Source organism: Streptomyces sp. ISL-99, from assembly GCF_018614005.1.
Classification (GTDB): Bacteria; Actinomycetota; Actinomycetes; order Streptomycetales; family Streptomycetaceae; genus Streptomyces; species Streptomyces flavidovirens.
Genome location: NZ_JAGGPC010000043.1, coordinates 21,539 through 44,869 on the forward strand (window position 1 = coordinate 21,539; position 23,331 = coordinate 44,869).

Annotated in this window: 20 protein-coding genes; 8 read left to right on the forward strand and 12 right to left on the reverse strand. The window is 71.8% G+C overall.

Annotated features, from left to right (window positions below; translation table 11 throughout):
• Positions 1 to 253: 253 nt before the first annotated feature.
• Complete coding sequence (locus J7E91_RS25245; RefSeq protein ID WP_214908555.1) at positions 254 to 607, forward strand: VOC family protein; 354 nt, start codon at positions 254 to 256, stop codon at positions 605 to 607.
• 16 nt (positions 608 to 623) lie between these two features.
• Here J7E91_RS25245 and J7E91_RS25250 read toward each other — a convergent pair whose 3' ends face one another.
• From J7E91_RS25250 to J7E91_RS25260, 3 genes are all read right to left on the reverse strand, one after another.
• The gene (locus J7E91_RS25250; protein ID WP_214908557.1) at positions 624 to 2,603 is read right to left on the reverse strand and encodes a DUF5107 domain-containing protein; all 1,980 of its coding nucleotides are present in this window, start codon (positions 2,601 to 2,603) and stop codon (positions 624 to 626) included.
• 133 nt (positions 2,604 to 2,736) lie between these two features.
• Positions 2,737 to 3,279: a GNAT family N-acetyltransferase gene (locus tag J7E91_RS25255; RefSeq protein WP_214908559.1), complete on the reverse strand. Its 543-nt coding sequence runs from the start codon at positions 3,277 to 3,279 to the stop codon at positions 2,737 to 2,739.
• A gap of 114 nt (positions 3,280 to 3,393) precedes the next feature.
• Positions 3,394 to 5,199, reverse strand: coding sequence for a CocE/NonD family hydrolase (locus J7E91_RS25260; protein ID WP_214908560.1), 1,806 nt, complete (start codon positions 5,197 to 5,199; stop codon positions 3,394 to 3,396).
• A gap of 196 nt (positions 5,200 to 5,395) precedes the next feature.
• Between J7E91_RS25260 and J7E91_RS25265 the strand changes: the two genes are divergently transcribed.
• The gene (locus J7E91_RS25265) at positions 5,396 to 5,896 is read left to right on the forward strand and encodes a DinB family protein (protein ID WP_214908561.1); all 501 of its coding nucleotides are present in this window, start codon (positions 5,396 to 5,398) and stop codon (positions 5,894 to 5,896) included.
• Positions 5,897 to 5,910: 14 nt separating this feature from the next.
• On the opposite strand, the gene J7E91_RS25270 is transcribed toward J7E91_RS25265, so the two are convergent.
• The 7 genes from J7E91_RS25270 to J7E91_RS25300 form a co-directional block, all read right to left on the reverse strand.
• Positions 5,911 to 6,846, reverse strand: a complete 936-nt coding sequence (locus J7E91_RS25270; RefSeq protein ID WP_214908562.1) for an LD-carboxypeptidase — start codon at positions 6,844 to 6,846, stop codon at positions 5,911 to 5,913.
• Positions 6,843 to 8,834, reverse strand: coding sequence for an LpqB family beta-propeller domain-containing protein (locus J7E91_RS25275; RefSeq protein WP_214908563.1), 1,992 nt, complete (start codon positions 8,832 to 8,834; stop codon positions 6,843 to 6,845). The genes J7E91_RS25270 and J7E91_RS25275 overlap by 4 nt, the downstream gene beginning before the upstream one ends.
• Positions 8,835 to 8,868: 34 nt before the next feature.
• The gene (locus J7E91_RS25280) at positions 8,869 to 10,203 is read right to left on the reverse strand and encodes a M20/M25/M40 family metallo-hydrolase (protein ID WP_214908564.1); all 1,335 of its coding nucleotides are present in this window, start codon (positions 10,201 to 10,203) and stop codon (positions 8,869 to 8,871) included.
• Complete coding sequence (locus J7E91_RS25285; protein ID WP_214908566.1) at positions 10,196 to 11,029, reverse strand: M55 family metallopeptidase; 834 nt, start codon at positions 11,027 to 11,029, stop codon at positions 10,196 to 10,198. The genes J7E91_RS25280 and J7E91_RS25285 overlap by 8 nt, the downstream gene beginning before the upstream one ends.
• Positions 11,030 to 11,035: 6 nt before the next feature.
• Positions 11,036 to 11,827: a class I SAM-dependent methyltransferase gene (locus tag J7E91_RS25290; protein ID WP_214908568.1), complete on the reverse strand. Its 792-nt coding sequence runs from the start codon at positions 11,825 to 11,827 to the stop codon at positions 11,036 to 11,038.
• Positions 11,828 to 11,988: 161 nt separating this feature from the next.
• Positions 11,989 to 14,364, reverse strand: coding sequence for an MFS transporter (locus J7E91_RS25295; protein ID WP_308377059.1), 2,376 nt, complete (start codon positions 14,362 to 14,364; stop codon positions 11,989 to 11,991).
• A 168-nt stretch (positions 14,365 to 14,532) separates the two neighbouring features.
• The gene (locus J7E91_RS25300) at positions 14,533 to 14,976 is read right to left on the reverse strand and encodes an SRPBCC family protein (RefSeq protein ID WP_028812985.1); all 444 of its coding nucleotides are present in this window, start codon (positions 14,974 to 14,976) and stop codon (positions 14,533 to 14,535) included.
• A 154-nt stretch (positions 14,977 to 15,130) separates the two neighbouring features.
• Between J7E91_RS25300 and J7E91_RS25305 the strand changes: the two genes are divergently transcribed.
• The gene (locus J7E91_RS25305) at positions 15,131 to 16,159 is read left to right on the forward strand and encodes an Rv2578c family radical SAM protein (RefSeq protein ID WP_214908572.1); all 1,029 of its coding nucleotides are present in this window, start codon (positions 15,131 to 15,133) and stop codon (positions 16,157 to 16,159) included.
• 111 nt (positions 16,160 to 16,270) lie between these two features.
• On the forward strand, positions 16,271 to 17,857 hold the full coding sequence (locus tag J7E91_RS25310; RefSeq protein WP_308377062.1) for an alpha/beta hydrolase: 1,587 nt from the start codon (positions 16,271 to 16,273) through the stop codon (positions 17,855 to 17,857).
• Between the two features lies 1 nt (position 17,858).
• Here J7E91_RS25310 and J7E91_RS25315 read toward each other — a convergent pair whose 3' ends face one another.
• Positions 17,859 to 18,461 carry a TetR/AcrR family transcriptional regulator gene (locus J7E91_RS25315; RefSeq protein WP_214908574.1) on the reverse strand — a complete coding sequence of 201 codons (603 nt, stop codon included), beginning with the start codon at positions 18,459 to 18,461 and terminating at the stop codon, positions 17,859 to 17,861.
• A 71-nt stretch (positions 18,462 to 18,532) separates the two neighbouring features.
• Between J7E91_RS25315 and J7E91_RS25320 the strand changes: the two genes are divergently transcribed.
• Positions 18,533 to 19,039, forward strand: a complete 507-nt coding sequence (locus J7E91_RS25320; protein ID WP_214908576.1) for an SRPBCC family protein — start codon at positions 18,533 to 18,535, stop codon at positions 19,037 to 19,039.
• Positions 19,036 to 19,590, forward strand: coding sequence for a GNAT family N-acetyltransferase (locus tag J7E91_RS25325; protein ID WP_214908579.1), 555 nt, complete (start codon positions 19,036 to 19,038; stop codon positions 19,588 to 19,590). The genes J7E91_RS25320 and J7E91_RS25325 overlap by 4 nt, the downstream gene beginning before the upstream one ends.
• Here J7E91_RS25325 and J7E91_RS25330 read toward each other — a convergent pair.
• Positions 19,539 to 20,117: an adenylosuccinate lyase gene (locus J7E91_RS25330; protein ID WP_214908581.1), complete on the reverse strand. Its 579-nt coding sequence runs from the start codon at positions 20,115 to 20,117 to the stop codon at positions 19,539 to 19,541. The two genes, J7E91_RS25325 and J7E91_RS25330, sit on opposite strands and share 52 nt — an antisense overlap.
• Positions 20,118 to 20,454: 337 nt before the next feature.
• Between J7E91_RS25330 and J7E91_RS25335 the strand changes: the two genes are divergently transcribed.
• Together J7E91_RS25335 and J7E91_RS25340 are read left to right on the forward strand one after the other, a co-directional pair.
• The gene (locus J7E91_RS25335; protein WP_214908583.1) at positions 20,455 to 22,236 is read left to right on the forward strand and encodes a 3-hydroxyacyl-CoA dehydrogenase family protein; all 1,782 of its coding nucleotides are present in this window, start codon (positions 20,455 to 20,457) and stop codon (positions 22,234 to 22,236) included.
• Positions 22,237 to 22,333: 97 nt separating this feature from the next.
• Positions 22,334 to 23,170, forward strand: a complete 837-nt coding sequence (locus J7E91_RS25340; protein ID WP_214908585.1) for a TetR family transcriptional regulator — start codon at positions 22,334 to 22,336, stop codon at positions 23,168 to 23,170.
• Positions 23,171 to 23,331 lie beyond the last annotated feature (161 nt).

The window sequence follows — 23,331 nt, forward strand, 5'->3', positions numbered from 1 at the left end:
CCCCTTCCCACTGTGACACTGTGCGGCAGGTCTGGAGGTGCCATCGGGCGACTGTTTTCGGCTGAGCGCGGCTCATCGAGCCGCGCTCAGCCGAAGTATCCAGCCCGTCCGGCGTTTGAGGACACGCCCGTAGGGCGTCCGGGGTCTGGGGCGGAGCCCCGGTTCGGGAAGGGGCGGGGTGGGGAAAGGCCCCCGGCAGGGACCCTGGGCGTACCCCCGCCGGCCCGGCACACGACCAACTACGCTGGTCCCCATGGAGATCCTCGGAACCACGCTGCGCATCTGCGTCGACGACCTGGAGGCCCCGGTCGCCTTCTACGAACGCCTCACCGGGACCCGCGCGCTGCGCTTCGAGCGCGGCGGGGTATCCGTCGCCGCGGTCGGCTGCTTCCTCCTGATGAGCGGCCCCGAGTCCGAACTCGAAGTGCTGCGCAAGGTGTCGGCGACCATCGCCGTCAAGGACGTCGACGAGGCCGGCGCGGCCCTGACCGGGGCGGGCGCCCGCATCATCGCGGGCCCCGTCCCGACCCCGGTCGGCCGCAACCTGATCGCCGCACACCCCGACGGCTCGGTCTTCGAGTACGTCGACCGGCGCCCGGTGACCTGAGCCGGCCCGAGCCGCCCTACTCCGCCGCCGCCGGCCGCATCCGGTAGTCGTACGCGTCGGGCAACGGATCGTCGCTGACCGCCGCCCACACCTCGCCCAGAATCTCCGCGCCCTCGCGCAGGTCCGGCACCTCGAACCCGGCGTCGAAGACCGCCCGCGCGCCCTCCTTGTCGCCCTCGGCGGCCAGGAGTTGCGCGTCGGCGAGCCGGAAGCGGCCGCTCGCGCGCAGGGCGGGCGGCAGCCCCTGCCAGACCGCGCGCGCCGCGTCCGCCCGCCCCGCCGCGAGCAGCGCGGCGATCGCCTCGCGCCCCAGCGCGGCCGTCGCCGCCGCCCACACCTCACCCTCGCCCCGCTCGCGGCACAGGTCTTCGAACGCCTCGGCGTAATGATCGGCGGCACGCCCGGCGTTGCCCGCGTCCCGGTCGGCGACGGCGAGGCAGCGCAGCAACGGCCAGCGCGACCGGGTGGCTTGAAGGCCCCGCTCCCAGCTGCGCACCGCCTGCGCCAGATCACCCGCGTGCCACTGGGCGACACCCAGGTGGTACTCGGTGAGGGGCTCGGCCGGCGCCGTCTCCAGCATGTCCCGCCAGTGCGGCGCGACCAGGGACGGGCCGGGCGGCGCCACCTCGCCCGACGACGGAAACGTGCCGGTACGCAGCAACTCCAGCCAGGGTTCCTGCGGTTCGCCGAGCGTCGCCTCGCCGAAGGGCGTGCCCGGCAGCTTGGCTCCGGCGCGCAGCACTTCGAGGGCGCCCCACCCGGATCCGGTGGCCAGGGACTCCCCCGGCTCGTGGTCGGCGTACGGCCGCCACGCCTCGTACGCCGCGTCCACCCGCGCCCGCGGCAGCGCCTCCTCCAGCCGCGCCTCGGCCTCCGCGCGCGCCGCGGACCAGTCCTCGCCGTGCACGGCGCCGGGGTCGGCGGCCAGCGGCCCGTACGCCTCCAGCCAGCTGAACTCGGCCCCGGCCTCCAGCGGTACGTGCTCCAGTTGGGTACGGGCGAGGCCGGCCTGGATCTCGGCGTAACCCGGGGTCCCCGGCTCGGTCAGCCACTGCTGCCAGCGCCGCCCGCCCCGCCCCGCGCCCCACAGGAACAGCTTGCGTCCGCGCAGCTCGTCGGTGGAGGTCTGGACGAGGCCCTGCCCGCCTGCGTCGAGTGAGGCGATCCACTTGCGGGCCTCTCGGGGCACTTCGTAGAAGTAGTCGGCGGGGTGTTCGCCGCGCAGCGGGTAGGTACGGTCGACTCCGTCGCCGTGGGAATCCGGTACCGGAACGCGCCGCAGGCTGCGTTCGTACCCGAAGTGCCAGGCCTCGTCCGCCGGGGCGAGGACCCTGGTCCCCTCGTCCTCGGGGACCGCGATGTTGGACCACCAGTAGGTGGGCACGGTCCGCTCGTGCGGGTTGCGTATCCGTACGCCGACGTACAGGAAGTCGGAGTCGGCCGGCAGCCACAGGTCCACCTGGAAGGGCAGGTCGCGCAGCCGTTCCCACTCCCAGAGCCTGACCATGTCGCCGCCGTCGGGGGCGGGGACGATCGCGGCGTGCAGCGGTGCGCAGGACAGCGTCGTGTGTCCGGTGGCGCCGATGTTCCACTCCAGTCCGCCGGAGAACCAGGCGCCGTTGATCGCGAAGTCGGCGGGCTGGAAGACCGGGTTGCGGTAGAGGAGTTCGCGTCCTGACGGCTTGTGGAACAGTGAGTGCACGCGCCCGCCGAGCCCCGGCAGCACGGTCGCGCGCAGCCGGTCGTTCTCGATGACGATCGCTTCGAAGTCCGTCTCCCGGCGCTCGCGTCCGTATCCGTCCAGGACGCGGACGGGCAGGTGGGTGCGCAGCGGCTCGTATCCGACCTGCCGGGCCATGTCGCGCGGGAGCCTCGCCCGCGAGCGCTCGTCGACAACGTGCTGCTCGTCGAGTGGCCGCAGGCCCGGAAGCGGGTTCTCCGGCCCCAAAGGGGCGGCGGGCAGGGTCAGTACGGCACGTCTCACGGTGGTGGCCAAGGCAGCCTCACTCCCTCACACGGGCCGCCGTCCACCGGCGCCCGGCAACCATCGGAACATGCCGGACGCCTCTGTGACCAGGGTGTCCTGCTCCGGATCCGGCCACGCGGGGCACGTCGCGGAGCGCCGGGGTTCAGTGCCGCATCTCCGTGGTGATCGCCCATCGCTCGTGGTCGCGCCAGGCGCCGTTGACGTAGATGAAGTCGGGCGAGTACCCCTCCAGCCGGAACCCGGCCCTGCGCACGAGCGCGATGGACGCCTCGTTCGCCGGCTGGATATTGGCCTCCAGTCTGTGCAGGCCGAGGGGGCCGAAGGCCTGGTCCATGACCAGGCCCAGGCCCTCGCTCATCAGGCCGCGGCCCGCCACGTGCGCGAACGCCCCGTAGCCCAGGGCGCCGCACAGGAAGCCGCCCCCGACGATGTTGTTGATGTTGATGAAGCCCGCGATGCGGTCGTCGGAGCGCTCGCACACCAGGTAGCCGGCCCTCGTCGGGTCGTCGATGAGCAGACCCGCGTAGGAGGCGTACGCCGCGGGCTGTTCCGGTGGGAAGAGCCACGGGTGGTGCAGGGTTCTGCTCTCGCGCGCCCGCGCGGTGAACTCGTCGGCGTCGGCATGGCTGAAGTGCCGCAGGGCCACCCGCGGGCCCTCGGCAAGGTAGGCAGCGCTCTCGGACATCCGGCCAGGCTACTTCCGCCGGCCCCTGAAGCAGCCGCCGCACAGCGCGCCGAGGGTGCGGTGGAGGGGGCCGTACAGGTGACAGGCGCGACCTGCCCGGCCCCCCGGTGCAGCTCAGCCGAGTGTGCCCCTGACCACCGGGAGCTCCAGCACGCCGGTGTCCTCGGGGGCGCTGGTGATGGTGACCGGCTTGATGCCGCGGTTGCCGTAGTACGCGTCGTCGCTCGCCGCGACGACGAACTCCAGCCGGTGTCCCGCCTCGTACCGGTGCACGATGCCGGGCAGCGAGACCGTGAAGGCGCGGCGCACGTCGGGCACCCGGACCGGCGCGACCAGGCGCTGGACCAGTGTCTTCCTGCCGTCGGGAGCGACGTCGTACAGCTTGGCGAAGAGGACGAGCTTGTCGGCGGCGTCGTCGGAGTTCTGTACGCGCTCGGTCTGCGGGGAGACGACCTTGAGCGTCGCCTTCGGCGCGCCGACCACGTCCACGGGGGCCTTGAGCGGCTCGGTGGACCAGCCCAGGTACGTGCCGGGGGCGTCGCTCGGCTCGCGGTCGGGCAGGCCGGTCAGGCCGGTCAGGCCGGTCAGCGAGTTCTCGGAGTGGCTGGTGGGGAACAGGCGGTTGCGGTACTCGCGGGCGCCGCGCACGACCTTCGAGCGGTTGTCGACGAGCTTGCCGTCGCCGGAGAGGTAGACCTTCCGCGAGAGCGCGGGCGGCGCGGCGGCCGTACCGTAACCGCTCTGCCAGTCACGGTAGTACGCGAAGGCGGGGCCGGTGTCGGTGCCTTTCTTGCCGTGCAGGTAGCGGTCGAACCAGGCGAGGATGCGCTTGCCGACGTAACTCGTCTCCAGATTGCCCTGTCCGAGGTTGAGTTCACCTGCGGCGGGGTCGGTGAGGCCGCCGCTGTGGCCCCAGGACTGCCAGATCATGCGGGTCTCGGTGCCCTGCGCCTTGAGGGTCTTGTACGTCGCCTCGGCCTCGTTGAGGTTGAAGAGGGTGTCGGCCTGGCCCTGGATGATCAGCGTCGGCGCCTTGACCCTGTGGAGGTACGAGGCCGGGGAGACGCTGCGCGCGTACGCCAGCATCTCGGCGGTGCGGTCGGCGGGGTAGCGGCCGGAGGCGAGGAGCCGGGTGGTCTCGCAGGCCTTGGCGACGAAGTGCAGACAGCCGCCGCCACCGATCCGGGACGGGTCGAGGCTGGGGTTGAGCAGTCCCTGTGCCTCGCCCATGAGGAAGAAGCCGGACGTCCACTGGTACTTGTACGCGCCGGGGGTGGCCGGGTCGTTCGCGTTGTTCGGGTCGAGGGAGTAGGCGAGGTCGTTCCAGGTGATGAGGGGGACGAGGGCGTCCAGGCGGCGGTCGTTCGCCGCCGTGGCCAGCTGGATCGTGCCACCGTACGAGCCGCCGATCATCCCGAGGCGCGGGTCGCCGGCGCCGTCCTTGACGACGTAGTCGGCGCGGGTGCCGTCGTCGGCGGCCCGTGTGCCGCCGAGGAAGTCGATGAGGCTCGACGCCGCCCGGCCGTCGATCTCCGGGTCGTTGAGCGAGATGGGGCAGCCGGACTTGCCGAAGCCGAGGCCGGAGTAGGCGAGGGCGACGTAGCCGCGGGTGGCGAACGCCTTGGCGATGGCGTCGGTGGAGCCGTCGGCCTTGCTGCCGCCGAAGCCGTTGGTGGTGAGGACGGCGGGTGCGGGACGGGCCTTGTCGGCCCCGGCGGGACGGTAGAGGTCGGCGTCGACGACACACTTCCTGTCGCCCGCCTGCACGGTGAACTTCAGTGGGGTGACGGTGAATCCGGTGGTCGCACCAGCCTGTCCGGGAGCGGCGAGGACAAGGGGCGCGGCGAGTGCGGCGCCGGCGGCGAACACGATCGGTCTGCGGGACGCGGAGACGGGGTGGCGGCGACGGCGACGGGACATGGGGGACCTCCACACTGAGGACACGACACCTTACCGACCAGTAAGTATCGGCGCCGGTCATGCTGTGACACGTGTCATACCACTGTCAACGGTCGGGACACGGGTGATTGATGGAGAGTCAGTGGAGATGACGGCGGCCGGGCCGGACGGCGGAGCGCGGAAGGCGTTGTCAGACCCGGCTGTTACGTTCCGGGGCATGACGAGGAAACATGTTCCGTTCACGGGCGGCGAGAAGGAAAGTCTCCAGGTCAGCCTGGACCGGCACCGTGATGCCGTGCTGTGGAAGCTGGACGGGCTCGACGACGAGCAGCTGCGCCGTCCCATGACCCCGTCGGGGACAAGTCTGCTGGGTCTGGTGAAGCACCTGGCGAGCGTGGAATACGGATGGTTCTGCACCACGTTCGGGCGCGAGAGCGAGCCGCTGTGGTTCGATCCGTTCAAGGGCGAGGACATAGTGGTGGCCGACGGCGAGTCGACCTCGGACATCGTGGAGTTCTACGGGCGCGCGCGGGCAGCGGCCGACCGGGCCATGGCCGAGCTCGACCTGGACACGCTGGGCACTTCGTGGTCGGGCAACACCGTGTCGATGCGCTGGGTGCTCATCCACATGCTGGAGGACACCGTGCGGCACGCGGGCCACATGGACATCCTGCGGGAGCTCATCGACGGGGCGACGGGGGACCACCCGGACGCTTGAACCCGCCGGTCTCCTCAGCGCAGCGCGGGCACGTCGAGGGTGAGGGCGCGGGTGTCCGTGTCGAGTACGGCGGGCACGCCCAGCGGCATGGTCAGGGCGGTCGCGCAGTGCCCGAAGCCCAGCTCCTCGACGACCGGCACCTCCAGCGGACCCAGCCGGTCGTACAGCAGCGTCCGTACCTCCTCCTCGTACGGGCCGCAGTCCTCCCACGAGCCGAGGGCGACGCCCGCCACGCCGTCCAGCCAGCCGGAGCGCGAGAGCTGCGTGAGGATCCGGTCGAGGCGGTACGCCTCCTCGCCGATGTCCTCGATGAGCAGCAGCCCGCCGCGCGCGCCGGGGCGCGCGTCCGGGGTGCCGAGGCCGGCGGCGAGCAGACTGACGCAGCCGCCGAGCGTGACGCCGCGCGCCCGGCCGGGGACCAGTACGCCCGCTGTCTCAAGACCCAGCGTCATGACCGACTCCGGCTCGAAGAGGGTGGCCCGCAGCGAGTCCTGGGTGCGGGCGTCCTTGAGGAAGGACACCGTGGCGGCCATCGGACCGTGCAGGGTGGCCAGCCCCAGCCGTACGGCGAACGCTTCGTGCAGCGCCGTGATGTCGCTGTACCCGACGAAGACCTTGGGCCCGGCCGCGCGCATCGCCGCCCAGTCGAGCAGGTCCACGATGCGCTGGACGCCGTAACCGCCCCGCGCGCAGATCACCGCGTCCACCGACGGGTCGCACCAGGCCTCCTCCAGGTCCCGGGCCCGCCCCTCGTCCGCACCGGCGAGATAGCCGAAGTCCCGGTGCACGTCCAGCACATGGCGTCCCACCACCGGGTCGAGGCCCCAGCCCCGCAGGATGTCGAGTCCCGTCTCCAGCCGTTCCCCGGGGACGGGCCCGCCGGGCGCCACGACGGCGACCCGTGCGCCCTGCCTGAGCCGCACGGGCCGGGTCAGCGGCGCAAGGGTCATTTGGCGAGCTCCAGGAGTGGTACGTCGCTCCGGTCGATGCCGAAGGTCTGGACGTACAGGGAGAGTTCGGCCTCCAGCGCGCGGGCCATGGTCTCGGCCCTGCGGAAGCCGTGCCCCTCGCCGTCGAAGGCGATGTAGGCGTGCGGGACGCCGCGCCCCGCCATGCGCTCCAGGAACCGCTCGCACTGCGCGGGCGGGCAGATCACGTCGTCCAGCCCCTGGAGCAGCAGGAAGGGTGCGGTGATCCGGTCTGCCTGATGGGCGGGCGAACGGTCGCGGTAGCGGTCGGCGTAGGCGGCGAGCGGTCCGACGAGGCTCTCCAGATAGCGGGATTCGAAGTCGTGGGTCTCGCCCGTCGCCCAGGCCGTCAGGTCGAGGATCGGGTAGATGACGGTGCCGCAGGCGTACACATCCGTGGCGGTCAGCGAGGCGGCCGCCGTCCAGCCGCCCGCGCTGCCGCCGCGGATCGCGAGCCTTCGCGGGTCCGCGGTGCCCTCCTCGGCGAGGGCGACGGCGACGGCGGCGCAGTCCTCGACGTCCACGACGCCCCACTGTTCGCGCAGCCGGTTGCGGTACTCACGCCCGTACCCCGTCGATCCGCCGTAGTTGACCTCGGCCACCCCGATGCCGCGCGAGGTGAAGTAGGCGATTTCCAGGTCGTGTACGAGCGGCGCGCGTTGCGTCGGCCCGCCGTGCGCCCACACGACGTACGGCGGCAGTTCGTCGGCGGGCGCGACGCGGTCCGGGTTGTGCGGCGGGTAGATGTGGGCGTGCGTCTCACGGCCGTCGGGCCCGGTGAAGACGCGGATCTGCGGCTCGGGGTAGAAGGACGGGTCGACCGGGTCGTCGTGCGCGGAGCCGATGACCCGCGTGCGGCCGGTGCTGGTGTCGAGTTCCATGACCTCGTACGCGCTGCGCGGGCTCGCGGCGACGCCGACGACCCGGCTGCCGTGCACGGCGAGGGTGGGGGCCCATTCGGTCCAGGGCCCCGCGGAGTCGACGACTTCGCAGCTGGCCGGATCGAGGATGCCCAGCGTGGTGGAACCGCTGCCGTGGATGACGGCGACCAGGCCGTTGTCCAGCGGGTGGAACCAGCGCAGGCCAATCTTCCACAGCGGCCCGCCGAACTCCTCGTCGCGGGAGCAGAGCGCCACCGTCTCGCCGCGCGCGTCCGCGCGGTAGAGGTTCCACCACCCGGTGCGGTCGCTGGAGAAGAGGAGCTGCCCGTCGGCGGCCCAGTCGACCTGGGCGACCGACTCGTCGGGCCCGCCGAGCAGGCGCCGCGGTTCCTGGAAGGTGCCGTCATCGGCGACGTCCGCCAGCATCACCTCCGTGCCGTCCCAGGGCATCCGCGGATGGTCCCAGGCGATCCAGGCGACGCGGCGCCCGTCCGGGGAGACGCGCGGCCCGGTGACGAAGCGGTGCGCGCCGTCGGAGAGTTCGGTTACGGCGGCGCGGTCGCCGGCGGCCGATCCGTCGAGCGGTACGGCCACGATGACGCGCCGTACGTCGGTGGGCCCTTCGCCCGTGAACTCCTCCAGTACGCACCACACCTCTCCCGCCGCGCCCCGGTCCATGCGCAGCTGCGGGTCGGCCCAGCGCAGCCCGCCGCCGACCGCCGACACGGGGGTGAGCGGGCGGGGTGCGGCGCCGGGGGCGTCGGGTTCGTACGCGTAGAGCCGCTGGTCGGGGAAGTGGACGAAGACGACGAGCGGCCCGCCCACCGCCCGCTGTGCCCCCGCCCAGGGCTGTCCGCCGTACTCGATGACTCTGCTGCGCACGTTCCAGGGGGCGGGCAGAACCGATTCCTCGCCGCCGTCCGCCCAGCGGCGCACCAGCGCGCGCCGACCGTCCTCGGTGGGACGCGGCGCCGTCCACCACACCTCGTCGCCGATCACGCCGACGTACTCGGGGTACCCGTCGTGCGAGGCGGCGAGCTCGGCGCCGATCGGCGACGGCCAGCTTCCGTACGTCCCTGTGGGCACCATGCCTGCCAACTCCCCCTGCCGGGCGGTCTTCCCGCTATGCGGTCTTCAGGTAATGGTCGAGCACGCGCACGCCGAAGTGGAGGGCCTCGACAGGTACGCGCTCGTCGACGCCGTGGAAGAGGGCGCCGTAGTCGAAGTCGACGGGCAGCTTCAGCGGCGAGAAGCCGTAGCCGGTGATGCCGAGCCGCGAGAACTGCTTGGCGTCCGTGCCGCCCGACATGCAGTACGGCACGACATGCCCGCCGGGCGCGAAGTGCTCCACCGCCGCCCGCAGCTTCGCGTACGTCGGCGAGTCGGTCGGCGCCTCCAGGGCGGTCTCCCGGTGGTGGAACTCCCAGTCCACCTGATCGCCGGTGAGCAGGTCCAGGGTCCGGCGGAACTCCTCCTCGCCGCCGGGCAGGAACCGCCCGTCGACGTAGGCGGTCGCCCGCCCCGGAATGACGTTGACCTTGTACCCGGCGTCCAGCATCGTCGGGTTGGCGCTGCCCCGTACCGTCGCCTCGACCAGCTGGGCGGCCGGGCCCAGCTTGTTGAGCAGGGCGTCCACGTCGAACCCGGGCGAATCGAAGTCCGGTACGTCGAGCTGGTGCAGGGCGGCGAGCTCGGTGAGGCAGGCCCGGACGGTCGGCGTGAGCCGCACCGGCCATTCGTACGCGCCGATCCGGGCGATGGCGGCGGCCAGCCTGCTCACGGCGTTGTCCCGGTTGACCTTGGAGCCGTGACCGGCCGTGCCGACGCCGGTGAGCTTGAGCCAGCCGGTGCCCCGCTCCCCCGCGGCGATCGGGTAGATCTCCATGCCGGGGCCCGCGTGGAAGGTGTAGGCGCCGGATTCGCTGATGCCTTCCGTACAGCCTTCGAAGAGTTCCGGATGAACGTCGGCGAGGAAGCCGGAGCCGTCGACGGCACTGGCCTCCTCGTCGGCGGTGAAGGCGAGCACGATGTCGCGGCGCGGCCGGGTGCCGGAGCGCGCCCAGGCCCGTACGACCGCGAGGACCATCGCGTCCATGTTCTTCATGTCGATCGCGCCACGGCCCCAGACCACTCCGTCGCGGACCTCCCCCGAGAAGGGGTGCACGCTCCAGTCGGCGGGTTCGGCGGGTACGACGTCGAGGTGGCCGTGGACCAGGAGCGCGTCGGCGGACGGGTCCGTGCCGGCGATCCGGGCCACGACATTGGTCCGGCCGGGGGTGCGTTCGAGCAGGAGGGGGGCCAGGCCGGCCTCGGCCAGCCGCTCCGCGACGTACTCGGCGGCAGGGCGCTCGCGGCAGTCGCCGCCGCCCCGGTTGGTGGTGTCGATGCGGATGAGATCGGACGTGAAGGTCACCACCTCGTCGAGCGCGAGCGCGTCGACCGGCTGCTGCTCACCCATACTGCTCCTCCACCGCGGCCGAGACGATCGTCGTGACGGCCTTGAACGTACGAATGCCCTCATACATCGTGGTGCTGGTGTACGCGACACGCCGTTCTCCGGTCGCCTCCACCCCCGGTACCACGGTGGCGGCCCCCGAAAGGTGCTCCGCGTCGAATTCCAGCTCCACGGTGAACGGGCCGCCGCGCACCGGTTCGTGGCGTTCGGCGAGAGCCGTCGCCTCCTTGGCCGCGGCCCTGATGTCCGCAGACGTACGGGCCGGGGTGCGGCAGACGGCGGCGTACCGCGAGACGTGGTCCTTGACCGCGACCTTGCGGGCTCCGGGGGCGTACCCCTCGGCGTCCTGACACGTCAGGTCGTCGCCGGTGACGAGCACCACCGGTACGCCGTACTCCGCGACGACGTGGGAGTTGAGCAGGCCCTCACTGGCCCGTACGCCGTTCACCCACACGCCCGTGATGGTGTTGGCGAGGTAGGTGTGCGCGAGGACGCCCTCGGTGCCGGCGCCGGTGTGGTAGCCGACGAACGCGATGCCGTCCACGTCCCCGTGCTGCACGCCCTCGACCATGCTGAGCGACTTGTGCCGGCCCGTCAGCATCTGGGCGCGCTCGTCGAGCCGCTCCAGGAAGAGGTTGCGCATCGACCAGTGCGCCTCGTTGACGAGGACCTCGTCGGCGCCCCCGTCGAAGAAGCCGAGGACGGCCGCGTTCACGTCCGAAGTGAACAGGGACCGGCAGCGCTCCCACTGCGCGGTCCCCGGCAGTACATCGGCCGGCCAGGTGACGCCGGTGGCGCCCTCCATGTCGGCGCTGATGAGGATCTTCATGTGGCCTCACGTTACGCGTCGGCGCGGGCCCCGGCCAGAACTGTCCATATCTCCAGAGGTCTGGTCCACAAAAGCCCCGTCGCCTTCCCGCCGCGCGGCACCGCGCTCACGGTCTGCCGCACCGGAGCCCGCGCCGCCCGGCAGCGTCTGGGTGATCCGCCACAGACGGCGAGGCAGGTCGCCCTCCTCGAAGGCGTGGACCTCCCGCAGCTCCCACCCCTCGGCCAGCGCGTCGACCAGGGAGCGGTCGAAGAAGTGCACCGCGAACCCGCCGTGCTCGAAGATGTCGTCGCCGTGGGCGGTACCCGCCCCGTAGTGGGCGTCGCCGGTGTGCCGGACGGTGTAGACGAACGTGCCGCCGGGGCGCAGTACCCGCCGCACCTCGCCCACCAGCTGGTGGATCTCCGGCGTCGACAGGGCCATGCACATCAGCATGTGGGCGAAGACCGCGTCCACGGAGCCGTCCGGCAGCGGCAGCGGGCGCCGCACATCGTGGACCATGACGCTCACCGAGGGCCCCAGGCCCAACTCGTCAGCCCTGTCCGTCAGTTGTCTCAGCCCCGCCGGGCTGAAATCCGTGGCGCGGACGGTGAAGCCGCAGCCGGCGAAGTACAGGGCGTCGCGCCCGTGCCCGGCTCCCAGCTCCAGTACGTCCTTGGCGCCCGCCACGCAGAACACCGCGGCGGCATGGACAGCGGCGGCCGAGGGAGCCTCGCCGTACATCCCCGGATGCTCGGTGTACGTCCGCTGCCAGTGCTCGCGCTGCGCGTCGGCCGCGTCCCGGCCCTGCTCCGGCATCGTTGCTCCCTGGGTCCACCGGCGCCCCGCACCGGGGCCGGGCTCAGCGTAGAACCCGGCACCGGCCCCGGCCCGGCTCAGCGCGCCCGTACCGGCCCGCGAACCCGCGGCGTCACTCCGAACGGCCCACGGCACGCCGCATGGGGCGGCAGCCCGAAGGGTCAGTCCTCGTGGCCGAGTTGGAGGTCGCGTTCGGTACGCCCGCCTCCCGCGACCTGGAGCACGGTGGCGACCGGCGGGTAGCCCGCGGCGATCACCGTGTACTCGCCGGACGACAGGTCGATGAAGCGGAACAGGCCGTCGGGCCCCGTGGTGAGCGTGTCCACCACGTTGCCCCCGGCGTCGAGCAGCGTCACCCGCGCGTCCTCCACGGGCCGGCCGCCGGTCGCCCGCACGGTGCCGCGCAGCACCGCGCCGCCCGCCAGCTCGATGTCCTGCCGGGTCTCGCGCGAGGCCTGCACGCTCACCGGAAGGGCGGCGGGCCGGAACGCGGGCGCGCTCCCGGCCAGGGTGTACTCCCCCGCCACCAGTTCCGTGATGACGTAGCCGCCCTCGCGCCCGCTGCGGGTCGAGGCGACGACCTCTCCGCGTACGTCGGTGAGCGTGACGGCGGCGTCCCGCACCGGCGTGCCGTCCGCGGTGTGTACGGTCCCGGCGAGGCGGCCCGCGCCGCCGAGCACCACGTCGAGTTCGACGGGGCGTTCGCCGACGGTGACGGTGACGGCCTGCGGCTGGTGCCCGCCGGCCGCCGCGATCATCACGTACGAACCGGATCCGGCCACGCTCAGCGCGTACCGCCCGTCGTCGCCGCTCGCGCCGCGCCCGACCTGCCGCCCCGATACGTCGATGAGGGTGAGCGCGGCGCGCGGCACGACGCTGCCGTCGTGGTGCTGGACGGTGCCGCAGACGGGAACACCTGGCAAGTAGGGGGAGGCGGCGGGCGTGCGGGCCGTGGGGATCGTGGACGGCTCGGCTGCGGGGGCGTTGTGGGACACCAGCGGTTTCTCCTTGAGGAAGCAGGCGATGAGCAGGCCGAGTACGAGCACCGGCACGAGGTAGAGGAAGATCCGCGGTATGGCCTCGGCGTACGCCGCGATGTAGGCGTCGCGCAGCGTGGGCTCCATGGCGTGCACGAGCTGCGGGGTGACCGACGCGGGACCGGGGAGTCCGGCGTCCCCGGACAGGTGCTCGGACAGCGAGTCGTCGAGCCGGTTCGCGAAGAGGGTGCCGAAGACGGCGGCGCCGACGCTGCCGCCGATCTGCCGGAAGTAGTTGTTGGCGCTGGTGGCGGTGCCGAGGTCGGCCTGGGGCACGGAGTTCTGGACGGCGAGGATGAGGACCGGCATGACGAGTCCGATGCCGACGCCGAGTACGGCCATCCAGATGCTGTAGTGCAGCCGTGAGGTGTCGGCCTCCAGCCGGGACAGCAGCCACATGCCGACCACCGCGCACGCGCTGCCGACGACCGGGTAGAGGCGGTAGCGGCCGGTGCGGCTGATGAGGTGCCCCGTGACGATCGAGGCGACGACGACCCCGCCCATCATCGGCAGCATCAGCAGCCCGGACTCCGTCGCGTCGGCGCCGTGGACCATCTGGAGGAACGTCGGCAGGTAGCCGGCGGCGCCGAAGAGCGCGACGCCGACAACCGCGCCGACGAGGCTGGTGAGGGTGAAGACCGAGTCGCGGAACAGCCGCATCGGCATCAGCGGTTCGGGCGCGTAGTGCCCGACGACGATGAACAGCAGAGTCGTTCCGGCAGCTCCGGCGGCGAGTCCGAGGATCACCCGCGAGTCCCAGGCGTACTCCGTACCGCCCCAACTGGTCAGCAGGACCAGGCAGGTGGACGCGGCGGCGAGCAGCAGCGCGCCGAGTACGTCGAGTCGCGGCCGTACGCCGGGCTTCGGAAGTTTCAGCACGACGGCGATGACGGCCATGGCGAGCAGGCCGAACGGGACGTTGAGGTAGAAACTCCAGCGCCATGACGCGTGGTCGGTGAAGAAGCCGCCGAGCAGCGGTCCCGCCACCGAGGCGAGACCTAAGACGGCGGCGATGAGGCCCATGAAGCGGCCGCGGTTCCTGGGCGGCACGATGTCGGCGATGATCGCCTGGACGCCGACGACGATGCCGCCGGCGCCGAGGCCCTGGATCGCCCGGAAGGCGATGAGCTGGTCCATGGTGCGCGACCGGCCGGCCAGCGCCGAGCCGACGACGAAGACGACGAGCGCGAACTGGAAGATGCCTTTACGGCCGAAGAGGTCACCCAGTTTCCCGTGGACCGGGAGGCTGATCGTGGCGGTGAGCAGGTAGGCGGTGATCACCCACGACATCCGGTCCAGGCCCTGGAGTTCACCGGCGATCTCCGGGAGGGCGGTGGCGACGATCGTCTGCTCCAGCGCCGCGAGGAGCAGCGCGAGCATCAGCCCGGAGAACACCAGCCGGACGCGGCGGGGACTGAGAGGGCGGCCCTGCGGTCTTTGCGCCACCGGCAGTTGGGCCGGGCCTGCCGAGTCCGTCTTCACCAGAGTGGTCCCGCCCACGTACTGCTCCCCTCGTCGCACTGCGCCGCCCTTTTCTCGCATTACGCGACAACGGGGAGCAAGCGGGGCGATCGAGGCGGGAGGCGTACGCGGGCGGCTTCACCCCCGGTGGGAGCCCCTGCGGCGCACCACCGGCGCGCCGGGAAGACCACTCGAACCGGTGACGGGCTACTTCTCCACGTGAGCGGCGAGGTTGGCGAGCAGGGCGTCGTAGATCCGGCCGAGCCCCTTGGGCGCGAAGGTCTTCTCGAAGAAGCCGCCGATGCCGCCGGCGCCGTTCCACACCGTGCTGACGACGGCCTTCGACTTGCCCTCACCGGCCGGGGTGACGATCCAGGTGGTGACCATGGACGAGTTGCGGTCCTTCTCGACGAGCTGCCCGTCGGTCGGCTCGGTCACCTCGAGCAGGCAGTCACGGACGCGCTTGCTGGTGGCCTGGAGCTTCCAGTGGACGAGGGTGCCCTCGCCGTCGCCGCCCTCGCGCACCTCGTACTCGGAGAAGTGCTCGGGAAGGAGCTTTTCGCGCGCGCCGCTGTAGTCGGCCAGCGTGTCGAACACCGTCTCCGCATCCGCCGCGATGATCCGCTCTGTGGTGGCCTCGACCTGCGCCATGCCTGTTCCTCCAGCACTTGGGTTTTCAAGGGTGCGGCTTACCCAACCACCTCCGGTACGGCGGCCCAAAATCGGGGGTGCACCACAGAAGGGGCTGCGACAATTAAAGGAACGTGTGTTCTATTCTGTGGTCAGTGCTACCGAGGAGGCGCACATGCGCTGGAACAATCTGGCCGAAAACCCCGCCACCACCGGGGAGGCCGCGCTCTTCGGAACGGACGCGGTGACCACCCGTACCTTCGACACCCCCGAGTTCCGGGGGATCACCTTCCACGAGGTGCGCGCCCGTTCGATCGTGAACCGGGTGCCGGGCGCCTCACGCATGCCGTTCGAATGGACGGTCAATCCGTACCGGGGCTGCACGCACGCGTGCGTCTACTGCTTCGCACGCAAGACCCACACCTATCTGGACCTCGACACCGGCCTGGACTTCGACTCACAGATCATCGTCAAGATCAACGCGCCGGAGCTGCTGCGCGGCCAGCTCGCCTCCCGGCGCTGGCAGGGCGCGCACATCGCGATGGGCACGAACGTCGACTGCTACCAGCGGGCCGAGGGCCGCTACCGCCTCATGCCCGGCATCATCGCCGCCCTGCGCGACCACGCGAACCCCTTCTCGATCCTGACGAAGGGCACGCTGATCCTGCGCGACCTCGACCTGCTGGTGCAGGCCGCCGAGGTCACCGACGTCGGCATCTCCGTCTCCGTCGGCTTCACGGACCAGGAGCTGTGGCGCACGGTCGAGCCGGGCACCCCCTCCCCCGAGCGCCGTCTGGACGTCGTACGGACGCTCACGGACCACGGCATCGGCTGCGGCGTGCTGATGGCCCCCGTCATCCCCTTCCTCGGGGACTCCCCCGACCAGCTGCGCGCCACCGTCCGGGCGATCGCCGCCTCGGGCGCGACCTCGGTCACCCCACTCGTGCTGCACCTGCGGCCGGGCGCGCGCGAATGGTTCATGGCGTGGCTCGGGAAGCACCATCCCCATCTGGTGCGGCGCTACGAGCGGCTGTACGCCGAAGGGGCGTACGCACCCAAGTGGTACCAGCGTCGGATCACCCGTCAGGTGCACGAGCTCGCGACGGAGTTCGGCATAGGCCCGTCGGGCCCGGGCGCGCGCCGACGCGTTCCGGCGGCCGCGGAACCGGAACCTCCTGACCCCACGCAACTCACCCTGCTCTGACGCCACGCCAGTCATAAACGTTCATATCATCTACTTTCGGGCGCCTTTCCGGCACGATGCGGCGGGGGCTGTGTCACTCACAGCCACATTCCCCCCAGCACGGGAGGCTCAGTGAAGAAACGCGCAGGAGTCCTGTTCGCCGTCGGAGCGACGGTGGCCGGACTGGTCACGGCCGTACCACCCGCGGTCTCGGCGGACGCCGGGGCCGCTTCCGCCGCGGCGGGCACCACGCTCAAATGGACCAGCTGCGGCAGCAAGAAATATCCGAAGCTCCAGTGTTCGTCGGTCGAGGTGCCTCTGAACCACGCCGATCCGCGCGGCAGGAAGATCACCCTCGCGCTGTCGCGCGTACGGCACACCGCCAGGAAATTCCAGGGACCGCTGCTCGTCAATCCGGGCGGCCCCGGCGGCAGCGGCCTGTCACTGGCCGGTTTCGTGGCCGGCGCACTGCCGAGGAAGGTGGCGGCGCAGTACGACGTCATCGGCTTCGATCCACGCGGCGTGGGCGCGAGTAAACCGGCCTTCGACTGCCGGCCCGGGCACGCCTCGCCCGTACGCCCGGATTCCGTACCGCGCGGCGAGAAGGACGAGCGGGCCAACGTCCACCGGGCACAGGCGTTCGCCAAGGCGTGCGGCGACAAGTACGGCGATGTGCTGCCGCACATCAACACCGTGAACGCCGCCCGGGACCTGGACGTCGTCCGCCGGGCACTCGGCGCGCGGCGGATCAACTACTTCGGCTACTCGTACGGCACCTACCTCGGCGCCGTGTACGCGAAGCTCTATCCGCAGCGGGTGCGGCGGCTCGCCCTGGACAGCATCGTCGACCCGACGGGCACCTGGTACGACAACAACATCGCGCAGGACTACGCGTTCGACGCGCGCCACAAGGCGTTCGCCGCCTGGGTCGCCAAGTACGACGCGACGTACGGACTCGGCAGCGATCCGGCGGAGGTCGAGGCCAAGTGGTACCGGATGCGCGAGGCGCTGCGCAAGAGCCCCGCGGGCAAGAAGGTCGGCCCGACCGAGCTGGAGGACACGTACCTGCCCGGCGCCTACTTCAACGGCTACTGGCCCCACCTCGCCGAGGCGTTCGCGGCGTACGTGAACGAGAAGGACGCGCTGCCGCTGCTCGGGGCGTACAAGAACTTCGGCGCTACCGACGCCGCCGGCGACAACGGCTACAGCATCTATACGTCGGTGCAGTGCCGGGACGCCTCGTGGCCGCGCGACTGGGCCACCTGGCGCAAGGACAACTGGGACGTGCACGAGAAGGCGCCCTTCTCGACCTGGAACAACGCCTGGTACAACGCGCCGTGCGCCTTCTGGCCCACCCGGTCGCTGAATCCGCCGGACGTCACGAACGACAAGCTGCCGCCGGTGCTCCTGCTCCAGGCGACGGAGGACGCCGCCACGCCGTACGGCGGCGGGGTCACCCTGCACCGGATGCTGTCCCGGTCGGCGCTCGTGGTCGAGGAAGGCGGCGGCAACCACGGCATCGCACTGACCGGAAACGCCTGCGTGGACCGCTATTTGGCGGACTATCTCGCGACCGGCAAGGTGCCGCGCGGTTCCGGCAGCGGTGACGCGGACGCGGTCTGCGACGCGTTGCCCGACCCGAAGCCGCTGCCGCCCGAGAGGGCGGCGGTCCCGACGGAGGGCAGCACCCTGCACGGCCTGCTCGGCTTCCGCGCCTGACCTACGGGCCGGGTGGCAGGTCGGACAGCAGCAGGGCCGTGCTGTCCGCGGCCAGTTGTTCGGCATGTGCGGGGAGGCTCCCGCCGACCCGCACATGCCGGCGTACCAGCGCGAGCGGCAGGTCGACGAGCGCGAGGGAGAGGCGCTCCGCCTCGACGCCGCCGGTCACTCCGAGGGCCGAGCCGAGCGCGGAGACGGCCCCGAAGACCCGGCGATTGCCCTCGTCCGCGCGGGCGAGCTGCTCTCGCGGCCACTGGCTCCTGTTGAACGCCTCGGGGCCGTGCAGCAGGAGCGCCGCCTCCTCCTGGTTTTCCCGGCTCCACGCCACCACCTGCCGCGACGCGGCGACAGCGGCCCGCCGGGGATCGTCGCCGGACGCGGTCAGCACCGCGAGGTACCCCTCCTGGAACCGCTCGACGGTACGCAGCCACACCTCGGCCAGCAGCGCGGTCCGGGACGGGAAGCGGTGGTAGACGGAGCCGCTCGGGGCGCCGGCCGCCTGGGCGACGGCCGCCATGGTGACGGCGGCCGGGCCGCCCTGGGCCGCGAGGATCACGGCGGCGTCGAGGAGGAGCGCGGAGTCGTACCGGGGTGGTCTCGCCATGTTCTGGAGAGTACCCTCCAATTTATTGGAGAGACCTCTCCAAAACGGTGCGACCGACCTCGGGAGTCCTCATGTCCGCAGCAGCCTTCAACGTCCACGAGCGCATCCTGCCGGCCACGGTGGCCGAGACCGGCGCGCTCATCGACACCCTCGCCACCGCGGACGACCGCCTCTGGCCCGGCGGCCCCTGGCCCCGCATGTCCCTGGACAACGGCCTGACGCCCGGCTCCAGCGGCGGCCACGGACCGGTGCGCTACACCGTGACCTCGTACGTCCCCCGGCAATGGGTCCGCTTCACCTTCAGCGGGCCGCGCGGCTTCGACGGCTTTCACGAGTACACCGCGCACGCCACCGGCGACGGCCGGAGCGTGCTGCGCCACACGCTCGCCATGAAGGTCACGGGCCCGGCCCTGCTCACCTGGCCGCTGGCCTACCGGGCCTTCCACGACGCGGTCCTCGAAGACAGCCTCGACCGGGCCGAGTCGGCACTCACCGGCACCGTCGCCCGGACCGCCCGCTGGAGCCCGTACGTCCGCCTGCTCCGCGGCCTCACACCGGCCAGCATGCGGGCCCTATGAGCGGCGTACGCCTGCGGGACATGACCCTCGACGACTGCGAGGCCGTCGCACACGTCCGCGTGCGCGGCTGGCAGTCGACGTACGCCGGGATGATGCCGCAGACGTATCTGGACGCGATGAGCGTCGAGAAGGGCGCCGCCCGGCTCCGCGACCACCTCGCCAGGGGCGACAGCGCGGGCCGCAGTCTGGTCGCGGAGCGTGACGGGCAGGTGATCGGCTGGGCCTGCTACGGCCCGTACCGCGACGAGGAGGGCGGGCGGACCGCCGACGCGGAGCTGTACGCCCTCTACGTCCTGCCCGAACACCACTCCACCGGCGTCGGCCGCGCCCTGACCGCCGAGGTGCTCGCGCGCGCCGCCGCCGACGGCCACCGGCGCATGCTCCTGTGGGTCCTCACCGAGAACGCGCCCGCCCGCCGCTTCTACACGAAGGCCGGCTTCGCGCCCGACGGGACCGAGGCGCCGTTCGACGTGGACGGCGTCGCCGTGCCCGAGACGCGTTACTTCAGGCGGCTGAGCGCGGCGGACGCGGCGGCGACCAACCGCGGGTGACCCAGCGCCGCTTCGAGCACCGGCCGGGCCCGCGCGTCCCGCAGCTGCCCCAGACCCTCGACGCAGGCGAGCGCCACCCGCCAATGGGGGTTCGCCGGGGCGAGCAGCCCGCGCAGCGTGGTGATCAGCGCCGGTACGGTCTCGGGCGCCCGGAGCTCGGTGAGCAGCCGTACCGGATGCAGCGCGTACGCGGTACGCAGCGAGTTCGTGGCCAGCGCGGCCGCCGCGCGGGCGGTACGCGGGTCACCGAGGCGCGCCAGCGCGTACGCGGCGGTGCCGCACCGCTGCGGATCTCGGTGGTTGAGGAGCAGCACCAGCGTCTCGAAGGCCCTGCGGTCGCCGGCGCAGCCCAGCCGGAAGGCGGCCATCTCGCGGGCCCACAGCGGGCGTTCCGTCTCGGTGAGCACCCTGGCCAGTTCGTCCGGGTCCTCGGTGGCGAGCAGCCGCTCGTACGCCGCGGCACCACCCGGCCCGGACCCGGCCTCACTCCGTACCCGGTCGGCGAGCGACCGCAGCTCCTCGTCCATGGCGCAAGCGTATGCAGCGCACAGGCGTCCTAGATCACATCCCGCCAGGTCTGGCGCGCTCGTTACTCGCCGGTTACTCTCAAGTGAGCGGGCCACCCCCCGCTGATTGATCACCTCATGGCGGCCTGGTGACGCAGCCGCCCCGAGTGCTTTGTCGGTTCGGTGTTTTCTTCCGCGACGTGACTCCGGGACAGGGTCCGTCGGCCCCGCAGCTCGACCGCTTCGCGCGTTCCGCGCGCCCTCCGCACGCAACTCCCTTGCGCCGTGCGCCCCTTGGCGTACCCCGCGACGCGGTGCGTGTGCCCCTCAGTCGTCACTCATTGTCTGGAGTCCCGTGATGGACACCCCTCTCAGTACCGTCGCCGTGGTCGGACTCGGCACCATGGGCACCGGCATCGCCGAGATCCTGGCCCGCGCCGGCCGTGAAGTCATCGGCATCGACATAAGCGAAGAGGCCGCCCGGCTGGCCGTGTCCTCGCTCGAGGCCTCCACCGCCCGCGCGGTGGAGCGCGGGCGGATGACGGACGAGGAGCGGCGTGACGCCCTCGCCCGTTTCCGTACGTTCAGCGATCTTCAGGCCGCCGCGGACGCCGATCTGGTGATCGAGGTCGTGCACGAGTCGTACGAGGCCAAGCAGCAGGTCTTCCGCGCGCTCGACGCCATCGTGCGCCCCACCACGGTCCTGGCGACCGGCACGAACGCGCTGTCCGTGACCCGCCTCGCCGCCGACTCCGCGCACCCCGAGCGCGTCCTCGGGATGCACTTCTTCAACCCGGCGCCCGCGATGAAGCTGGTCGAGATCGTCTCCTCGGTGCTCACCGCCCCGCAGGCCGTCGAAGCCGTCACCGCGCTCGCCCGCGACCTGGGCAAGGAGCCGGTCGCAGTAGGTGACCGGCCCGGTTTCGTCGCCGACGGGCTCCTCTTCGGCTACCTCAACCAGGCCGCCGCGATGTACGAGGCGAAGTACGCCTCCCGCGAGGACATCGACGCCGCGATGAAGCTCGGCTGCGGCCTGCCGATGGGCCCGCTCGCCCTGCTGGACCTGATCGGCATCGACACGGCCCGTACCGTCCTGGACGCGATGTACGCCGAGTCCCACGACCGGCTGCACGCCCCCGCCCCCATCCTGAAGCAGCTCAGCGAGGCGGGGCTGCGCGGCCGCAAGTCGGGGCGCGGCTTCTACACGTACGAGGCGGTCGGCAGCCAGACCGTGGTGCGCGACGCGCTCACCCCGCTGGAGTCCGCGGGCGTCACGCCCGGCCGGCCGGTGCGGTCGGTCGGTGTCGCCGGGTCCGGGACCATGGCGTCCGGTATCGCCGAGGTCTTCGCGAAGGCCGGTTACGACGTGGTGCTCGCGGCCCGGAGCCAGGAGAAGGCGGACAAGGCGAAGGCCCGTATCGCCAAGTCCCTTTCCCGCTCTGTTGACAAGGGCCGGATGACGGCCGAGGCGCGCGACGAGACGCTGGACCGGGTCACGCCCGCGGGCTCGCTCGACGCGTTCTCCGACGTCGATCTGGCGGTGGAGGCGGTCGCGGAGGACCTGGAGGTCAAGCAGCAGCTCTTCGAGACGCTCGACAAGGTCTGCAAGCCGGGTGCGGTGCTGGCCACGACCACGTCCTCACTGCCCGTCGTGGCCTGCGCCCGCGCGACCTCGCGCCCGCAGGACGTCATCGGGATGCACTTCTTCAACCCGGCGCCCGCGATGAAGCTGGTCGAGGTCGTCCGTACCGTCCTCACGTCGGACGCGGTCCACGCGACGATCCGGGAGGTGTGCGTGAAGATCCGCAAGCACCCCGTGGACTGCGGCGACCGGGCCGGGTTCATCGTGAACGCGCTCCTCTTCCCGTACCTCAACAACGCGGTCAAGATGGTCGAGCAGCACTACGCGACGCTGAACGACATCGACGCCGCGATGAAGCTGGGAGGCGGCTATCCGATGGGCCCCTTCGAGCTCCTCGACGTCGTGGGCCTGGACGTCTCCCTCGCCATCCAGAAGGTGCTGCACGGCGAGTTCCGCGATCCTGGCCTCGCCCCGGCCCCGCTGCTCGAACACCTGGTGGCGGCGGGGTGCCTCGGCCGCAAGACGGGGCGGGGCTTCCGGGAGTATGCCGGGCGCTGAGCAGGAGGGTGTGACCGGATGGGGCGGACTGCTGGAGCCGGCCGGCAGCCCGCACCCACAGGCGCGCTCTCCTGCGCGGATGCAGTACGTTCGGGGCATGTCCCAGCCCGCTGACTCCCCCCGTCGACCGTCACGTGTGAACCCTGCTTCCGACGCGCCTGAGAGCGCCGCGGGCAGCCGGGCGGCTGCCCAGCGGCTCAAGATGCGCCGGGAACTGTCGGCCGCGGCGATGGAGCTGTTCGCGACGAAGGGGTACGAGGCGACGACCGTCGACGAGATCGCCGCCGCGGGCGGGGTCGCCCGGCGGACCTTCTTCCGGCACTTCCGTTCCAAGGAAGAGGCGATCTTCCCGGACCACGACGACACTCTCGTGCGCGCGGAGGCGGTGCTCAACGCGGCGTCCCCGCACGAGCACCCGCTGGACACCGTCTGCCGGGGCATCAAGGAAGTCATGCGGATGTACGCGGCGTCCCCCGCCGTCTCCGTGGCCCGCTACAAGCTCACCCGCGAGGTCCCGACGCTGCGCGAGGCGGAGATCGCCTCGGTGGCCCGCTACGAGCGGCTGTTCACGCGCTATCTGCTGGGCCACTTCGACGAGCACGACCAGCACGACGGCAACGACGACCCGCTGCTGGCGGAGGTGGCGGCGTCGGCCGTGGTGACGGCACACAACCACGTACTGCGGCGCTGGCTGCGGGCGGGCGGCCAGGGCGACGTGGAGGCGCAGCTCGACCACGCGTTCTCGATCGTCCGCGACACCTTCGGCACGGGCATCGGCGCGGGGCGCTCCACGTCCGCGGGGCGCCGGAAGCCCGAGCAGTCGCCTTCCGCCTCGGCCTCGGTGAGCGGCGACGTGCTGGTGACGGTGGCCCGTACCGACGCGCCTCTGGACGAGGTCATGCGCACGATCGAGCGAGCACTCAAGCAGAGCTGAACAGGCCGCGTTCGCGCCGGCCGCAGACGCCGTCCGCCCCCGGATTTCCGGGAGGCGGGCGGCGTCTTCACGTGGTCTCATGGAGCCATTCGATCGATCATCGCTCATGTGTGACGGCGAGGTGACAAGTGAGAGAAATTGTTGGCACTCAGTGTCTTGTC